Source organism: uncultured Desulfosarcina sp., from assembly GCF_963664155.2.
Taxonomy (GTDB): Bacteria; Desulfobacterota; Desulfobacteria; order Desulfobacterales; family Desulfosarcinaceae; genus Desulfosarcina.
Window position 1 is genome coordinate 38,206 of the sequence record NZ_CAXXXH010000002.1, and the last position, 16,563, is coordinate 54,768.

General features: G+C 58.5%; 13 protein-coding genes and 2 pseudogenes. 9 read left to right on the plus strand and 6 right to left on the minus strand.

Features of this window, described 5'->3' with window-relative positions; genetic code table 11:
• Positions 1–146 precede the first annotated feature (146 nt).
• The 3 genes from ACHZBS_RS24380 (at position 147) to ACHZBS_RS24390 (ending at position 2,852) form a co-directional block, all read left to right on the plus strand.
• Positions 147–971 carry a transporter substrate-binding domain-containing protein gene (locus ACHZBS_RS24380; protein WP_319409151.1) on the plus strand — a complete coding sequence of 275 codons (825 nt, stop codon included), beginning with the start codon at positions 147–149 and terminating at the stop codon, positions 969–971.
• Positions 972–1,113: 142 nt separating this feature from the next.
• Positions 1,114–2,124, plus strand: a complete 1,011-nt coding sequence (locus ACHZBS_RS24385) for an ABC transporter permease subunit (protein ID WP_319409152.1) — start codon at positions 1,114–1,116, stop codon at positions 2,122–2,124.
• A complete protein-coding gene (locus ACHZBS_RS24390; protein WP_319409153.1) occupies positions 2,121–2,852 on the plus strand; it encodes an amino acid ABC transporter ATP-binding protein in 732 nt (243 codons plus the stop codon). Before ACHZBS_RS24385 ends, ACHZBS_RS24390 begins: the two co-directional genes overlap by 4 nt.
• A gap of 90 nt (positions 2,853–2,942) precedes the next feature.
• On the opposite strand, the gene ACHZBS_RS24395 is transcribed toward ACHZBS_RS24390, so the two are convergent.
• The 6 genes and pseudogenes from ACHZBS_RS24395 to ACHZBS_RS24420 form a co-directional block, all read right to left on the minus strand.
• Positions 2,943–3,587 (minus strand): corrinoid protein, encoded by a 645-nt coding sequence (locus ACHZBS_RS24395; RefSeq protein ID WP_319409154.1) that lies wholly within the window; start codon positions 3,585–3,587, stop codon positions 2,943–2,945.
• 18 nt (positions 3,588–3,605) lie between these two features.
• Positions 3,606–5,018 (minus strand): annotated as a pseudogene (gene mtbB, locus ACHZBS_RS24400) ([dimethylamine--corrinoid protein] Co-methyltransferase).
• Positions 5,015–6,499 (minus strand): annotated as a pseudogene (locus ACHZBS_RS24405) (trimethylamine methyltransferase family protein). Before ACHZBS_RS24405 ends, mtbB begins: the two co-directional pseudogenes overlap by 4 nt.
• Positions 6,500–6,511: 12 nt before the next feature.
• Entirely contained in the window at positions 6,512–7,825 is a 1,314-nt protein-coding gene (locus ACHZBS_RS24410) for a bifunctional lysine ketoglutarate reductase /saccharopine dehydrogenase family protein (protein WP_319409155.1), read from the minus strand.
• A 6-nt stretch (positions 7,826–7,831) separates the two neighbouring features.
• A complete protein-coding gene (locus tag ACHZBS_RS24415) occupies positions 7,832–9,184 on the minus strand; it encodes a saccharopine dehydrogenase C-terminal domain-containing protein (protein WP_319409156.1) in 1,353 nt (450 codons plus the stop codon).
• 23 nt (positions 9,185–9,207) lie between these two features.
• Complete coding sequence (locus ACHZBS_RS24420) at positions 9,208–10,632, minus strand: trimethylamine methyltransferase family protein (RefSeq protein WP_319409157.1); 1,425 nt, start codon at positions 10,630–10,632, stop codon at positions 9,208–9,210.
• Positions 10,633–10,991: 359 nt separating this feature from the next.
• On the opposite strand from ACHZBS_RS24420, the gene pylSc reads away from it, so the two are divergent.
• Genes pylSc through ACHZBS_RS24450 form a run of 6 tightly spaced genes read left to right on the plus strand, consistent with a single transcriptional unit; the run spans position 10,992 to position 16,376 of the window.
• Positions 10,992–11,834, plus strand: coding sequence for a pyrrolysine--tRNA(Pyl) ligase large subunit (pylSc, locus tag ACHZBS_RS24425; RefSeq protein WP_319409158.1), 843 nt, complete (start codon positions 10,992–10,994; stop codon positions 11,832–11,834).
• Between the two features lie 21 nt (positions 11,835–11,855).
• On the plus strand, positions 11,856–13,001 hold the full coding sequence (gene pylB / locus ACHZBS_RS24430; protein ID WP_319409159.1) for a methylornithine synthase PylB: 1,146 nt from the start codon (positions 11,856–11,858) through the stop codon (positions 12,999–13,001).
• Entirely contained in the window at positions 12,995–14,158 is a 1,164-nt protein-coding gene (pylC, locus tag ACHZBS_RS24435) for a 3-methylornithine--L-lysine ligase PylC (protein ID WP_319409160.1), read from the plus strand. Before pylB ends, pylC begins: the two co-directional genes overlap by 7 nt.
• Positions 14,155–15,045, plus strand: coding sequence for a 3-methylornithyl-N6-L-lysine dehydrogenase PylD (gene pylD, locus ACHZBS_RS24440; protein ID WP_319409161.1), 891 nt, complete (start codon positions 14,155–14,157; stop codon positions 15,043–15,045). The genes pylC and pylD overlap by 4 nt, the downstream gene beginning before the upstream one ends.
• The gene (gene pylSn / locus ACHZBS_RS24445) at positions 15,042–15,389 is read left to right on the plus strand and encodes a pyrrolysine--tRNA(Pyl) ligase small subunit (RefSeq protein WP_319409162.1); all 348 of its coding nucleotides are present in this window, start codon (positions 15,042–15,044) and stop codon (positions 15,387–15,389) included. Before pylD ends, pylSn begins: the two co-directional genes overlap by 4 nt.
• Before the next feature lie 30 nt (positions 15,390–15,419).
• Positions 15,420–16,376: a uroporphyrinogen decarboxylase family protein gene (locus ACHZBS_RS24450; protein WP_319409163.1), complete on the plus strand. Its 957-nt coding sequence runs from the start codon at positions 15,420–15,422 to the stop codon at positions 16,374–16,376.
• Positions 16,377–16,563 lie beyond the last annotated feature (187 nt).

Here is a 16,563-nt window from a genome sequence, read left to right on the forward strand (position 1 = left end):
ACCTTTTTTAATGAATGGCATTTATCCCGATGTCGAATGACGCTTCGGGGTTCTCCCGGAACGGCGTTTTCTTCAGCAAATCTGTGGATCCAGCCGTCGGTTTGCGGCTTTGCTATGTTCTAATCTATCAAGGAGGAGGAGCACGTATGAAAAGAGGCTTATTTACTACATTGGCGATTGTTGCCGCAGTGACTTTTTGCATGGGAACGGCTTTCGGCGCGGACATCGAGCTGGCCAAGAAATCCCACATCCAGAAAATCCTGGAGCGCGGAGAACTGCGCGTAGGCTTTGAATCCGGCTACATGCCCTTTGAGATGACCAACAAAAAAGGCGATTTCATCGGCTTCGACATGGATTTCGGGCGGCATATGGCCAAGGCCATGGGCGTCAAGTTCGTTCCCGTCAACACCGCCTGGGACGGCATCATCCCCGCCCTGGTTACCGACAAGTTCGACATCATCATGGGCGGCATGACCATCACCCAGGAGAGAAACTTGAAGGTCGCATTCTCCGATCCTTACATCGTCGTGGGCCAGTCCATTCTTCTCAACAAGAAAGATGAAGCCACCGTCAAATCCTACAAGGACCTCAACGACCCCAAATACATCCTCACTTCCCGCATGGGCACCACCGGTGAGCAGGCCATCAAGCGCATGATCCCCAAGGCGACCTACAAAGGATTCGAGTCCGAAGCCGAAGCCGGTATGGAAGTGATCAACGGCAAGGCCGATGCGATGGTTTACGATCTTCCCTTCATCGGCATTCTCTACTCCAGCCAGGGCAAAGGCAAGACTGTGTTCCTGGATCAGCCGTTTACCTACGAACCCCTGGCTTGGGCCATCAACCAGGGCGACCCGGATTTTATGAATTTTCTGAACAATTTCCTCAGGCAGTGCAAGGGTGACGGGTTCTACGAAAAAACCTACAACAAATGGATCCTGAGCTCGGACTGGAAAAAAGAACTCGAGTAACCGTTTTAACTGAAACTGATTGGTGATCATGATCCACACACAGGCCGGCCGGTGCGTTTTCGGCCGGCCTGTGTCATCATGATGCCGGAATTCTTGAACCATTGCCCTCACGCTTTTACCCTAGCAGGAAGAAGATGCGATCATGAGCGATGAAAACAGTCAACGGATAACCGGACGACGCGCCGATTACACCAAGTGGGTCATTATTTTCTGCCTCGGTGTATTGGTATTTCTGGGCTTGTTCTACTATGCGAGCCAGAAGATCAAATATAACTGGCGATGGAACCGGACACCGATCTATTTTGCCTATCAGGACGACATCGAAGTGACCTCCGCCATTGCCGGTGATGTGTCATCCATCCGCACGGAGGGTGACAGGGCGACCATCACGGTGAAAAGCATTGATGAAGAGGAAAGCTACACGGTACCCGCCAAGAGCGTGCGGGTTGATGAAGGGGAGTACATATCGACCGGTGATCTCCTGTCCAGCTATAAGAAGTGGAAACCCGGACTGTTGGTCATCGGTTTGTGGATCACTCTCAAGATCAGCGTGATGTCCACGATATTCGGTGTGATCATCGGCATCATCAGCGGATTGATGCGCATTTCCGACAACCCGGCCATGCGCTGGACATCCATCGTCTATGTGGAACTGATACGCGGCTCACCGTTGATGGTACAGATCCTGATCTGGTATTTCGTTCTGGGAACGCTGATCAACGACCTGCTCTACGCATACGGATTCGGGCAGATCCCGGCGTTCTGGTACGGCGTCGCCTCATTGGCCTGTTTTGCCGGCGCCTACGTGTCGGAGATCGTCCGGGCCGGCATCCAGTCGATTCACCGCGGGCAGACCGAAGCGGCCCGCTCATTAGGCATGAGTTATGCCCAGTCCATGCGCTACATTATTCTCCCCCAGGCCCTGCGCCGGATTCTGCCCCCTTTGGCCGGCCAGTTCATCAGCCTGATCAAGGATTCCTCCCTGCTGGGTATCATCGCCATCCGCGAACTCACCAAAGCGGCCCGGGAGGCGGTTACGGCAACGCTGCAGCCATTCGAGGTCTATATTCTCCTCGGGCTGCTCTACCTGGTGCTCACCTTTACCCTTTCCATGTACGTGCAACATCTTGAGAGGAGGATGGCGACATCGTGATACAGGCAAAGAATGTATATAAAACGTTTTATGTGCCCCATGAGATCCATGCACTGGTGGATGTGACGGCCGATATCAAGGCCGGCGAGGTGGTGGTGGTGATCGGCCCTTCTGGGTCCGGCAAGAGCACCTTTTTAAGGTGCCTCAACCGCCTGGAGCATGCCACCAACGGGCATATCTTCATCGACGGCATCGACATCCTGGCCCAGAAGACCGACATCAACAAGGTCCGGGCCGAGGTGGGGATGGTCTTCCAGTCCTTCAACCTGTTTCCCCACAAGACGGTGCTGGAAAATGTGACCCTGGCCCAGAAAGTGGTGCGCAAGCGGTCGGGAAACGACAGCGAGAAAAAAGCCATGGCCCTGCTGGAAAAGGTGGGTATCGTGGACAAGAAAGATGTCTATCCGGACCAGCTCTCCGGCGGACAGCAGCAGCGGGTGGCCATCGCCCGGGCCCTGGCCATGGACCCGAAGGTGATGCTGTTCGATGAACCCACGTCGGCGCTGGATCCGGAGATGATCGGTGAAGTGCTCGACGTGATGAAGACCCTTGCCAAAGAGGGTATGACCATGGTGGTGGTGACCCATGAGATGGGTTTTGCCCGCGAAGTGGCCGACCGGGTGATTTTCATGGATGCCGGCGCTATTGTGGAGGAAGGGACCCCGGAGCATTTCTTCGTCAACCCCACCCACGACCGAACCAAACTGTTTCTCAGCCAGATCCTTTAAGCGGTCGCCACCGGCGGCCTTTCCCATTCAAAATATAAAAGGCCCGGATATATCATTGTATCCGGGCCTTTTATCGTCCATTTGAACGGATCACGCGGGCTCAAGCAGTGCCTTGGCCAATTTCACCGCAGCCGATGCATTTTCCGCAAAGGCATCGGCGCCGATGCGCTTGGCCCACCGCTGGGTCACCGGGGCGCCTCCCACCATGGTCTTGAATCGCTCCTTGAGGCCGGCTTTTTTCAATTCAACTTCCAGCCGGCGCTGTCCTTCCATGGTGGTGGTCAAGAGGGCGCTGGTGCCGATAATATCGGCGTTGAACTTATCCGCTTCTTCGATAAACCGATCTGTGGACACATCCCGACCCAGGTCCATCACCTCAAACCCGTTGGCTTTGAGCAGGGAAACCACGATGGTCTTGCCGATGTCATGGACATCCCCTTCCACCGTTCCGATAATGAACCGTCCCCGGGATTGTCCCTGACCATCGGGGATTGCCGCGTTGATTACGTCGGTGGCATTCTGCATGGCGTTGGCCGACAGGATCAGTTCCGGCAGAAACAGCCGGCCGGAGCCGAAAAGGTCTCCGACCGTGTTGATCCCCGGAATGAATCCTTCGTTGATCAGGATTACGGGGTCGATTCCTTCTCCCAGGCCTTTTTGGGCCGCCTCCACCGCTTTGTCGGAATCGCCTTTCAGGATGGCGTCGGCGGCGCTTGCAAATATATCGTTACTCATTAAACTTCTCCTTTTCAGCTACCCGGGAAAACCCATCTGGGACTTGAACAGCGCCACGGAGCGGATATTGATGCCGAGCAGGTCGGCAATCCTGCATTTTGCCCGTATACCCTTGGGGCCGCCCGCAATGGATGTGACCGTGCCGATTCCCAGGTCCTTCCTGATGTCGCGCATGATCTCTTCATCCGTCAGGTCGTTGATGCCCACACCTAATTTTTCCGCCACATATGCCTTGGCTTCATGAATTCTCATTTTTCGGGTCATCTGCATCCAGGCCACCAGGTCTCCGGAAGTCCGAATGCCCCCCATGCATGAGGCCATGATATGGGCGATATGCATTCCCATGGGATCGCCGACGCCAATCTACAATCCGTCGGCTTTACCGAGCTGCACCAGGGCCTTGGACACCCGGGTCACCGAATCGATGGGCGGCTGTTCCATCATGGGAATCCCGCATACCCCCATACCGACATTGGCGTGAACGGGGATATTCGAAGCCTCGGAGGCGGCCTTGACAAAGGTGACCGCCCGGGACAGGTTGTACGGCAGTGATTCGGTGGTGGCGGTGTTGATGGCCACGCCGGCAATGTCGGCGCCTGCCGTTTCGATGATCCTGACCTGGTCCTGGGGATAGAGCCCGGCCAGACGTGTGCCCGCGTACTTAACCTCGCCGTGCATGCCGAGAATGAATTCTCCGGATGCGCCCATGAGGATGGGCAGATCCGGCACCCGGCGCTTCAGCTCGGCCACCGCCTGGAGGGCGGCCATAAAATCCGCGTCGCCGGCCGATCCGCTGGTGTCGAAGTTCAGACCCTCGAGCCCCACGTCGGCCAGGCGGCTGCCCACGAACACCAGATCCTTGGTCAGATGGACGGCAGCTTCCTCCTGGGCCCGGCGGGCTTCGTCGATCTTTCCCATGGGCATCAGTTCGGCGGCATTGGGGCAGGGGCCGTCGGGCTGGAAGTAAAGCCCCAGGTTAGGCTGAGCCCCGTAGAAGAAGGGGGCCGTGGTCATCATGGAGATGTTGTAGTAGTCGTTGGCCTCGAAGTTGATAATCGGCTTGACGGGCTTGTAGCTGTAATCGCTGTGGCCGAGCGAGGTGGTGTCCGCCCCGCAGGCCCGCTCGTAGGTCAGTACCGCCTGCATCCGGCTCAGCGGTGCTCCGACTCCGCCGCCGTCCTGGCCGGAGTAAAAACTCATCGTGCAGCCGTCATCGGTGACGATAACCTCCTCTCCGGGTTTGACGCTGACGATGCGCGAGGGATCGGCGATGATGTCGAAGAGCTGCTCCTGTTCCTGGGCCGTCAACTCGGGGATGCCGCCGCGCTGGGCCGCATCGGCGGTGCCGGCCTGGATGTCCTCGTAGATCTCTTCGGCCGACAGCGACACCCGTTCGCCGTCACCCATTCGGGTTACGATGTCATTGCTCATTTTTTCTCTCCTGGTTGGATGCCCAGTTCCGCCTCGGCCTGTTCGACGATGCCCCTGATTCTGGCAAGAACCTCATCCGACAGCGGTTCGGGGTGATGGTTGTCAAGGATCCAACGGGCCTTTACCATGGCCCGTTCATAGGCGGTGGTGGCACCGGCGGCCTCCCACACCCCTCTCATCTTGCGGTCGATAATTTCCGGCTTGGATTGATTTCGCATCCCTTTGAAGGTCGTCGGGTGCATGAGAAAATCACGGCCCGGACCGATCTCCTTGATCGCGTCTACGGCGAGTGTTTCGTCATTCACCGGGATTCCCTGAACCGTAAATTTGATCATTCGGGCAATTTCGCAGTCTAACACCAGTTGGCCGTAATCGAAAGTGATGCCGCTTTCAAGCATTCCCAGACCGTAGATCATATTGGCACCTGCCAATGCGGGCAACAGTCCGGTGAGGGTCTTTTCGTGGCCTGTCTGGGTGTCGGATATTTTTGAATCGCCCTAACCACCGGCGACATAGCTCGGCAGGGCATAATAGCGCGCCAGGCGCGCCACGGCCCCGCTGATCAGCGCACACTCCGGCGTTCCCACCGTGGCTGCAGCAATTTTCAGGTCCATGGCAGTGGTCGAACTGCCGTAGACGACCGGCGCCCCCTTGCGGGTCAGCTGGCTCAGGGTGATTCCGCTCAGGATTTCCGCATTGTGGGTCACCAGGGTGCCTGCCAGGGTCACCGGTGCGGTGCCGCCGGACATGGCCATGGAGAGAATGTTGCACACCACGTTGTTGCGGGCCGATTCCATGATGATTTCGCAACAGTCCGTGATCAGTTTCAACGGGCTGACCGGGCAGGTGGTGAACGAAACGATGGGCCGTTCCTTCAACCGCTTGACACCGCCGACGATAGCTGCGGCCATCTCCAGAATTTTGTTCAACAGCCGGCCGTTTCCCGGACCGAAGGCGCAGTGTTTCGTCGTGTGGGTCAGGTAGGCTTCGGCGTTGTGCAGGGGCACGACATCCTGGTTGACGTCGTGGGCGCCCAGGGCCTTTTCGCAAAAATCCACCTCGTCAAGGTAGTCGATCACCCGGGCAGTGTCGATCAGGTCCTGCTTCACCGGTGTGCGGTTCTCGCCGGTATGGGGGTCATTGATCTTTACCCCTTCGCTGAAGTTGGTAAAGTGTACCCGGTTGCTTTCCAGCACGATGTCGTGGCGGGGATCCTGACCGGCCAGGATGACCTTGGCCGGCGCCGACCGGATGGCGTCCTCGATCAGATAGGGCGGGATCCGCACGACCCGGCTATCCCGATCCACCCGGGCGCCGCCCGCTTCGAAGCGATCCAGGGCGGTTCCGTCTTCAACATAGATGCCTGTTGTCTCAAGCAGCTCGAGGGTCCCGAGATGAATCTCGTCGAGCTCATCCTCGGTGAGGATGTTGAGGCTCAACCCCCCGTTGCGCTGCTTGCCTGCGTGTAGGTTTCGTTTCATAGGCAGATTCCCTTATTTTTTTAGAAATGCGTTCAGATACTCGTACGCCCGGGTCAGCCGTCCGTTGTAGACAATTACGGCTCTTTTTATCTCAGGGGGCAGGCCTGACGCTTCAAGGCTACTGGCATAATCGGCCTTTAACAGACCGGGTACGAACGGCTTGAGTTGGTTGCTGAAAAACGATGAGGAATCGTTGGGCAGTTCACAGGGCAGATTGTCCACGGCCAGCAGCACGATCCCGTCTCCCAGGTGGCCGTCGTGGGTCGTTCCCGCGACCGGGTCCACCCGATAGGCCGGCATGTCGCTGTCGGTTGACTTGACATTGCATTCGATTGACCCATGGGTGTCGCAGGTGATGTCGGCAATACCGCTGAGCTTGATCGTCGATACGGTTTCGGCCAGGCGCTTCAACCCTGCCCAGGTGACGAATCGGGGATAGCGCTTCTCCCAGTATACCGCGTTGACCAGCAGCGTGAAGCTGGGCAGGAAGCTCTCGAACCGGCTTTCGTAGCGTTCCGGGTGATCGAAATAGTCCTGCAGGTCGAAGGCTGCCTCCGCGGCGATGGGCTTGACCAGGTCCCGCTCTTTAAAAACCGTCACATAGACGGTGTGGCGGTCACCTCGGCCATCGCTCACAAAGGCATTGATTTCGTCGGCTGCAATACGTTCGGTCGGCAGGCAGTCGAAGATCTGCTGGGCGCCACCGGAAACATTGCCGTAGCCCAGGATGCCGACGGTGAAAGGGCTCAATTCCGGGGGAAAGCCTTCCCGTCGTATTTCATGACCGATCTCGGTGAGGTGTGCTCTGGCTGCTTTCACCGAGTCGTATTGGTGCGCCCGCCTGACCTGAGCCAAAGGGGTGTCGATGCCCTTATCGGCCCAGTGTTCGCCCATGAGCGAGAGAATGTCGATGGCCCCGGCATCCCCGGCATAGGGGCCGAAATAGATCAGGCGGCGGCCGTTTTCATCGGTGATTTTTTCATAGTCGATGAGGGTGGACCCGCTGTCAATAATCTTTTGCAGCAGGGGCATGTTGCCTGCCTGCCCCTTGATGGTATGGGAGAAAAAGAGATAGGTCTTGCCCTCCAGGAGCTTTTCGATGGGAATCTCTTTCACGCCGAGAATAATTTCCCCCTCGGCCATTCCCTCGCAGCCCACGGCTCCGGCTGCCTCGTATTGGTCTTCACTGAAAAACCGTTTGCCCGATTTTTCCACAAAGGCCTGGGCGCCGGTCTCGCGCAGGATGGCTGCCAGGTCTGCCGGAACGACCGGTGAACGGCGCTCCCAGCGGTTTTTGTCTTCGGCACGAATCAACAGTCGTTTCATTTTTTTTCAATCCCCCCAATAGCTGCGTTCGTCGGCATCCAGGTCGGATCGCCGTTCCTTGAAACAGATACCCAGGCGACGGCATTCCGCCAGGATGGGTTCATAGATCTCCGGGTGAACCGGCCTCAATACGCCGGTTTGGGCGATTTTACCTTCAGCCACCAGGCCGGCGGCGATACCCACCGGGTATCCCACCGTTCGGGACATGGAACTGTCCCCTCCGGGAATGCCGCAGTCGATAAGGGTGGACTGGATGCGCTGGCGGGGCTGGTCGGGATAGATGGCTTCGAATTCGTGGTGCATTACCAGCAGATCCATTTCGCCTTCATCATACACCAGGCGGTTTTTGAGCGTATGGGCGAACATATCGAAGACCGAGGCCGTGCCGATTTTCAGCTTGCGGTCGGAGAGCAGTCCCAGCCATTCCAGCTTTTTGAGGGTCAGGGAGTATTCCGGAATTTTGAGGTATTTGGAAATACCCGTACGCAGATCCTTTCCAGGGCAGTTGACGATGTTGGCCAACACCTCGCGGGGGGTGACTTCATCGAAATTGAACATCATCTTTCGGTTGAGCAGCCCCAACTGCTTGATGAAATCCCAGGTTTCGCAGTAGCCGATGTTGCGCAGGGTGCCGCGATACATGCCGGCGGCATCATCGATGCCGTAAATGTTCAGGTAGGGCAGGGCGTCGCGGTTGACGTAGGCTTCAAAGACGCCGGCACCGGGAACGCTTTTCAGCCAGTAGTGTTTGAACAGCTGGTCCCCGGGCACTTCAATCACCTTGCCGTGCTCCTTGTACCGTCCATCGTTGGTTGCCGCCAGCATGGCGCCTTCGGGGCTCCAGGAGAACTTATACCCAAGAGGGTTGTTGTTGCTCTCCAGGGCCGGAAGACCGCCGCAGTATGAGAAGAAGCTGTCGATGCGCCCCCCGTCGCGTCGAACCGCGTCGATAACCTGCATGGCCGACATGTGGTCCAGGCCCGGGTCCACGCCCACTTCGTTGAGAAAGATCAGGCCCTTTTCCCTGGCCGGGGTATCCAGGGCCTGCATCTCGTCCTTGACATAGGATGCGGTGATCATGTGTTTGCCGTGGGTCAGGCACAGGCGGGCAATGACCGGATGCAGGGTCCACGGCAGCAGGCTGACCACAACGTCGGATTGCGCGATCTGGCGCGCCAGCAGGGTTTCGTCTTTTGCGTCCATGCGGACGGCCCTGCCGTTGGGGTGCCCCGCGATGATGGCTTCGGCCTTGTCCACCTGCTGATCGGCCAGAACTACCTGAAGTCCGCCTTTTTCAAGCAGGTAGCGGACCGCCGGCCGAGCCACCAGGCCGGCACCCAATATCAACAACTGCTTCATGACGCCTCCCATAAAGGTATGCTCTATTTACCCATCGTATCGATAAAACGGCGGCCACGATCCATCAGTTCATCGTGGTCCCCCGGCGGTTCAAGACCGTCGATTATCTGCAGAACGTGTTCTCTCAGGGCCCCATCCGCAGTGGTCGAGCCCTTCGCCAGCCATTGATCCAAGGTCATGGACGGCCAGATGGGGCTTTCGTAGGGCATCTGCCGAAATAACCGGCAGGTGAGTCCGGACATGAGGAAACTGCCGCCGGGGCCGGTGGAACGGATTTCATCGTGGGCCACGGCGGCGTCATCCAGTTCAAACCCGACGGCAAACATCCGAGACAGTCGGATCACCTCGTCGGCATAGACCACGGCCGCCGGCGAAAAGACCAAAGAATCGAAATTGCCGCCGACGAAAGGGGCCAGCCCCACTTTGCCCAGAAGGCTTGAGAAATGATTCATCCAGAACCCGCCCGATGCCAGCAGATCCGGGCCCCAGCCAGGCCCGCTGCCCGAGGTCCCCGAATGGGGCAGGCCGTAATGAGCCATCATTTCCGCGCAGGCCAGGTTCAACAGCATGGTATGCGGGGTATACAGGCTCATCATGCTTTTCATGTCGAATCCCGCCGGCAGGCTTCCCAGGATGACGGGGGACCCCGGTTTGACCAGTTGGGCGAATACCAGGCCCGCCAGCAGCTCCGCATTGAGCAGGGCCAGCGTGCCTCCCGGGGTGATCGGCGTCGTGGCCCCGGACATGCCGTAATTGTTGAAGATAAATGGCAGTCCCCGGTCGATGGCCATCATCATTTTTTCAGCCGTTTCGTTGTTGAGGACCAGCGGCGAAATGGGATTGACGTAGGGGATGGCAGAGGGCCGCTCAGTCAGGCGTCCGTTGATGTGTTCAATCAGATCCAGCACAGGACCGAAACGGCTGTGTTCCGATACGAGGACCACCAGCGGTTTGGTGGTGTTGGCCGCCATCGCCAATGTGGTATGCAGGTCGGCGGTCTGCTGGGAGATGTCCTGGGCAATGCCCGGGGTGGACAGCATATCGAACTGGTTCAACCGTTGCGCCAGCCGTGCGGCCGTAGCCGCATGGGCAATTGAAAAGGGCGCAATGCAATCGGTTGCCGGATCCTGATAGTGAAGGTTGGTGACGCCGATGCCGAATCGGGTTTGGCTTTGGGGGTGCTGGCCGACGGTGAATGCCGGATTGCCGCTGCGATCATAGATATTGACGCTGTCGGGGGCGTTTTGGATGGCCCATTGCACCCGTTCGGGGGGAATGAGGACCCGATTATCCGGCAGCACCCGGCAGTCCCCTTGTGCAAACAGGGTTCTGGCTGCATTCGAATCCACGCGGACGCCGACGTCGGATAGGATTTTCAGCGAATAGTCGTGTACGCGAGTGCACTGGTCCCGGGTCAGGCAGTTGATGGAGGGACTGACGGCCCCCATATCGGATCTCCTTTTTGGTCCTGCTTATCTCGATTCGGCAGACAGGAATAAAAAAGAATTGATTTTTGAATAGACAGATTTATAATGGCCGACAATTTGTTGTCATAAACAGGACAACTTTTACCAAGCGGTCGGAATGGTGTCAAGGGCATTTTAGCGATGAGATCGCCACATCCGGGTTGAAAAAGGTCGCGAGGTGTGAAACGGTAGCCGAGTTTGCGGGGGGTGGATCGACAGGTGATCGCGTGGACTCTAAATCTACGTAGCTCGGTGCAACACCGGGACTCCCCGCCATTTCAACACCCTTTTAAACGACCGGTGTAATTCGGTGCATCGACCCCAAAAAGCAGTGACGAGCCATGAGCATTTACTGGACGGATATCCAACGCAAGCGGTTGGTGGAACTGGATGCCGACGCCAATACCCTTGACCGGGCGTTCGACGATACGGATCGGCGTAACCGGGCATTCCAGACCCTGGAAAAAGGGCTCGTCGCATCCCATCGCCGCCAGCTTGACGCTCTGCGCAGCGGCTGTCGACGCCCCCGGTTGTGCCGGCTTGAAGACGTATTGGTGGAAATGCTGGTGTCTCACGGATTTGTTCAGGTATCCACGCCGATGCTGATGTCCCGGGGGTTGCTGGGCAGGATGGCCATCACGGCCGAACACCCCCTGTTTCAACAGATCTATTGGGTGGACAAGGAAAAATGCCTGCGTCCCATGCTGGCGCCCCACCTTTACTATGTGATCAAGGATCTGCTGCGGTTATGGGAAAAGCCGGTTCGGATATTTGAAGTGGGTACCTGCTTTCGTAAAGAGACGGAAGGTGCCAGACATGCCGCCGAGTTTACCATGCTGAACCTGTGCGAGTTCGGATTGCCCGAAACCGAGCGCCAACAGCGGCTGGAATCGTTTGCCGCCCTGGTCATGGAAAGCGCCGGGATCGACGGCTATCGATTGGAAACGGAAACATCGGCGGTATACGGTTCCACCCTGGACGTAGTTTCCGACGAAGACGGGCTTGAGCTTGGTTCCGGCGCCATGGGTCCCCATCCCCTTGACCGGGCCTGGCGCATTACCGATACCTGGGTGGGCATCGGTTTCGGACTGGAGCGTCTGCTTATGACTGCCGCAGGAGGCTCCACCCTGTCCCGTTTCGGCCGGAGCATCTCCTACCTGGACGGCATCCGCCTGAACATCTGAAAAAGAAAAGGTCAGATCATCGTGAACAAAGATCGTTCGGCCACCGTCATTCCCGCGTATTGTCAGGGGAGTGACGATCTGGAGGCTATCGTAGAAAAAGCGGCGGACAACTCCGGTATTTCCCCGGCAGCGATGATCCGCCTGCTGGATTCCCCGGCCCCGGCCCTGTTGGAAAAGCTGTTTGCCGCTGCCAGACGGCAGCGCGACCGCCATTTCGGCAATTTCGTTTTTCTTTATGGGTTTTTATACATCAGCACCCATTGCCGCAATCGATGCAGCTTCTGTTTTTACCGCAGGACCAACACCCGGGCGATCCGATACCGCAAGACCCGGGCCGAGATTTTAGAATCGTCCCGACTGCTGGCTCGGTCGGGTGTCCATCTCATCGACCTGACCGCCGGTGAAGATCCCCGTTTTTTCACGGATGACGAAAACGGCTTTGACCCGGTGATCGGCATCGTACAATCCATCAGGGCGGAAACCGGCCTGCCGGTGATGGCCTCCGTCGGCGTGGTTCCGGATACGATTCTCGACAGACTGGCCGCAGCCGGCGCCGATTGGTATGCCTGCTACCAGGAGACTCACAACCGGCAGCTGTTCGATCAGCTTCGGGTGGGCCAGAGCTTCGAGGCCCGCTGCCGGAGCAAGGTGGCCGCCAAAGCCAGAGGCATGCTCGTGGAAGAGGGTCTGCTTTGCGGCGTGGGTGAAACATCGCGTGACCTGGTCCATTCCTTCGATGCCATGTCCCGCCTGGGCGCCGATCAGGTTCGGGCGATGACTTTCGTTCCCCAGGCCGGAACCCCCATGCATGACCAGCCGCCTTCCTCCTCCCTGCGGGAATTGATCGCCATTGCCCTGATGCGCATCGTCTTTCCCGATCGGCTCATCCCGGCCTCACTGGATGTGGACGGCCTGGCCGGCCTGAAACAGCGGCTGGATGCCGGTGCCAATGTGGTGACGTCGCTGGTTCCACCGGGCCGGGGGTTGGCCGGTGTGGCCCGGAGCGCCCTGGACATCGAAGACGGCCGGCGCACCGTGGAAGGCATTGCACCGACCCTTCGCACCTGCGGTCTCCAACCGGCAACTGACGATCAGTACCGGAACTGGATCGTTGAACGAAAACGAACCGCCTGCCTTCCTGATCGCCGAATGGCAACGGCATGTTAGCAGCCATCGTCGGCGGCAGGCTCCAGGGAGTGGAACTGGCCTGCCTGGCCCGCCATGCCGGCTGGCGGACCCTGCTGGTCGACCGCAAAACCGATGTTCCCGCCCAGCGGCTTTGCGACCGGTTCCTCCAACTGGATGTCAGACAGGCGTCCGCTTTGGACGTCGCACTGAAAACCGTGGACCTGGTGGTTCCCGCCCTTGAAGATCAGGCGGCCCTGGATGGGTTGGTTGGCTGGTGCCGGGACCGGCGGGTTCCGCTTGCCTTCGATTCCGAAGCCTACGCCCTTTCCAGTTCCAAAATCGACTCGGACCGGCTGTTTGCGTCCCTGGGGATTCCCGCTCCCGAACCGTGGCCCCGGTGCGGATTCCCGGTGGTGGCCAAACCCAGCTGCGCCAGCGGCAGCGACGGGGTGGCGATCCTGAAATGCCAAAGCGATGCCGACGCACTGTTCCCGCAGGGGTTCCCGGAAAAGGGATGGGTGTTCCAGCAGTATCTCGACGGACCATCCTTTTCCCTGGAGCTGATTGGCCGCCCTGGCGACTATGCGCCGATTCAGGTGACCGAGCTGTTCATGGACGCCGTATATGACTGCAAGGCGGTAGCTGCACCGTGCCGGTTGACCGCCGGCCAGATTAGTGAAATCGAGAACATGTCCGAAAAAATAGCCGAAGCCATCCGCCTCAAGGGATTGATGGATGTGGAGGTGATTCTTCACGAGGGGCGCTTCAAGGTGCTGGAGATCGACGCCCGGTTTCCCAGCCAGACCCCCCTTTGCGTATATGCATCCACGGGATGCAACATGATCGAAATGCTGGCCGATTTGTTTCTGTCGGGGAAACCGAAACCCCGACGGCCGGACACGACCGTCCGGGGTTCAATTCTCGAACATATCCGTGTCACGCCGCAGGCGGTCATCGTCGAAGGTGAGCATATCATGGCCGGTGCGGGGCCCCTGGACCGGGTGCCCGGATTCTTCGGTGCCGATGAGGCCATCACCAGTTACCGGGACGGGGCATCCGCGTGGGTGGCCACACTGATCGTCACCGGTGAAACCCGACAGCGCGCCGCGGAAAAACGCAACCGGCTGCTGGCTTCGATCCAGCGCCGCTTCAACCTTGAGAAAATCGTAGACCGCGGTCCGGGAGACACAGCATGACCCGGCTGACCACCGACGACATCCAAGGCATCCGCGCACGGCTGGTCCAGTACGATCGACAACTGGTCTCGGTCACCGGGCGGACCCTGCTGGGAATCGGCGCCTGGGCGTCGGGCCGTGAGGATGAGGGCCGTCTTCAACGCCTCGCCCCGGGGATAAAAATGGCCGTGGTGCCCATTCGCAGCGGTCTTGGCGTCATTTCCGGCTTTGCAGAGACGGTTTGCGGCATCCTCTTGCATTTGGGCTTCGATGCAACGATTGCCGGGTGTTCGGATGTGGCCGGCTTTGCCGATTCCATGGACATGGGAGCTCAGGCGATCATGGCTGCCGATGACGAACGCTTCGTGGCCTTTTGCCCCCGCCAGGGAAAAACCGTGGACAATTCCCGCGCCACGGCAGGGGGGTTTGTCGCGGGCCTCGATCTCATGGCCGGTGGACTGGACGGCAAAGGCGTGGTGGTGCTCGGATGCGGACCCGTGGGGCGTTGGGCGGTTGAGGCATTGTTGATGCGCAAGGCAAGGGTCTGCGTGGTTGATCGTGTGGCGGAAAAGGCCGGGGACCTGTCCCGATGGGCCAGAAGTAAGTTCCACACGGACGTTCAGGCGGGCCCGGATTTGGAACAGGCGCTGTCGACCCATGATCTCGTTGTAGACGCCACCAACGCGGCGGATGTGATTCATGCGCGGCACGTCACTGCCGACACCCGTGTCGCCGCTCCGGGGATGCCCTGCGGCGTTACCCTAAATGCCCGGGAAAAACTGGCCGGCAGAATTCTGCACGATCCGCTGCAAATCGGCGTTGCCGCCATGGCCTGCGAAGCGATGCGCATCATTTGTGGAAAACCCTTTTCCGTTCGCCCGACGGACCCGGATGGAAAATCCGCATGAGCGACGGTGCATCCAAAATCAAGCCGGCCAGACGACGATTTTATCGCAAACGGGTGGACCTGTTCCGGCTCATCGACAAAATCAAGATCTGGCCGTCGCGCAAAGGACTGTTGCACGGCATCAAGACAATCGAAGCCATGGGCGACCAGGCCCGGATCACCACCCACTGCAACAAAACCTTCATGGTGAACAACTCCAGGAACAGTCGGGCCGCGCGATGGCTGCGCAACAAATGGTTCAAAGGGGTCTGCCCGGCCTGCGGCGTACCCGAGTGGAAGCTGGAAAAATACGCCTCCACGCATTTTCGGCGGCATCACGGCTCACTGCTGATGTCTGACGACTGAAGTCCGATTGGAGCGGACGGGACACGAAAGATGAGCATCCGGCAATCAGCCTCAAGCCGCCAGCGGGTAAGAAACGCCATCCGCCACCAGCCCGGAACCGGTATCCCCGCCGGGGAACTGACCATGGACCGTCGGTTCATGGAAGCGCTGCTGTCCTGGAAAGGCGTACGCAATATAGAGAAGATGGACCACATGCAGATGCTGATCGAATGCAGCCGTCTTCTTCGCCATGACCTGGTCTGTCTTCAATCGGATCCTGCAGAAAGCGGTGGGCCGGATTCATCCACACGTCTGAGTGACATCTCGCGGGCCGCCGGCGAAGGACTGTTTGTCTTCTGGGTCGTGGACGGTGCCTTCCAGCGGACCCTGCACCGCCATGACTTCATGGCACTCATGAAGGCTATCGCCCGGAGACCGGACGACGTCGTCGGAGAAATGGAGCGATCGTCCGTAGCGGTGACCCTGCTTATCGAACAGGGACTCAACCACGGCGCCCACGGCATCATCATCGCCGACGATATCGCCTATCAGCGAAGCACTTACATTTCCCCGGCCTTTGGGAAGCGTTATCTTCTGCCACTCTGGCGCCAACAGGTGATGGCCGTCAAGGCCCATGACATACCGGTGTTTTTCCATTCAGACGGCAACCTCAACAGTTTTCTCCCTATCATCGTCGACGCGGGCTTCGACGGGCTGCAGTGCATCGAACCGGCAGCCGGCATGGATATCGTCACTATCAGAAGATCTTATGGCACCCGTCTGTGCCTGATGGGCAACATTGACCCGTCGCTGCTTTGCGACCCGGATAATTGTGTGGTTGGCAAAAAGGGATATCAAAAGCTGGACCGGACCTTAACCGACCTGATTACAGCGGTCGGCGGCAGCGGAGGACTGATAGTGGGATCTTGCAGCGGACTGCACGCAGGAATGTCACCGGAGCGGGTTTGCCATATGTATGAACGGGTGTCGCAAAGTAAACGGGCTTGAAATCGCTGCTTTGACCGTATTTTTCCCGCCTGGCCAGTTTGACCATCCTATCCGCCGTCGGCGTGGTCATGCCGTTAAACGACCGGCGCTGGAAAGTGCTGTAATCCGACGGTGCTGCAGTGGATCGAATGTCCGGCAGGGTCCGTTTCCCCTCAGGAGATTCCGGAAAACGACTACTTGAGAATGT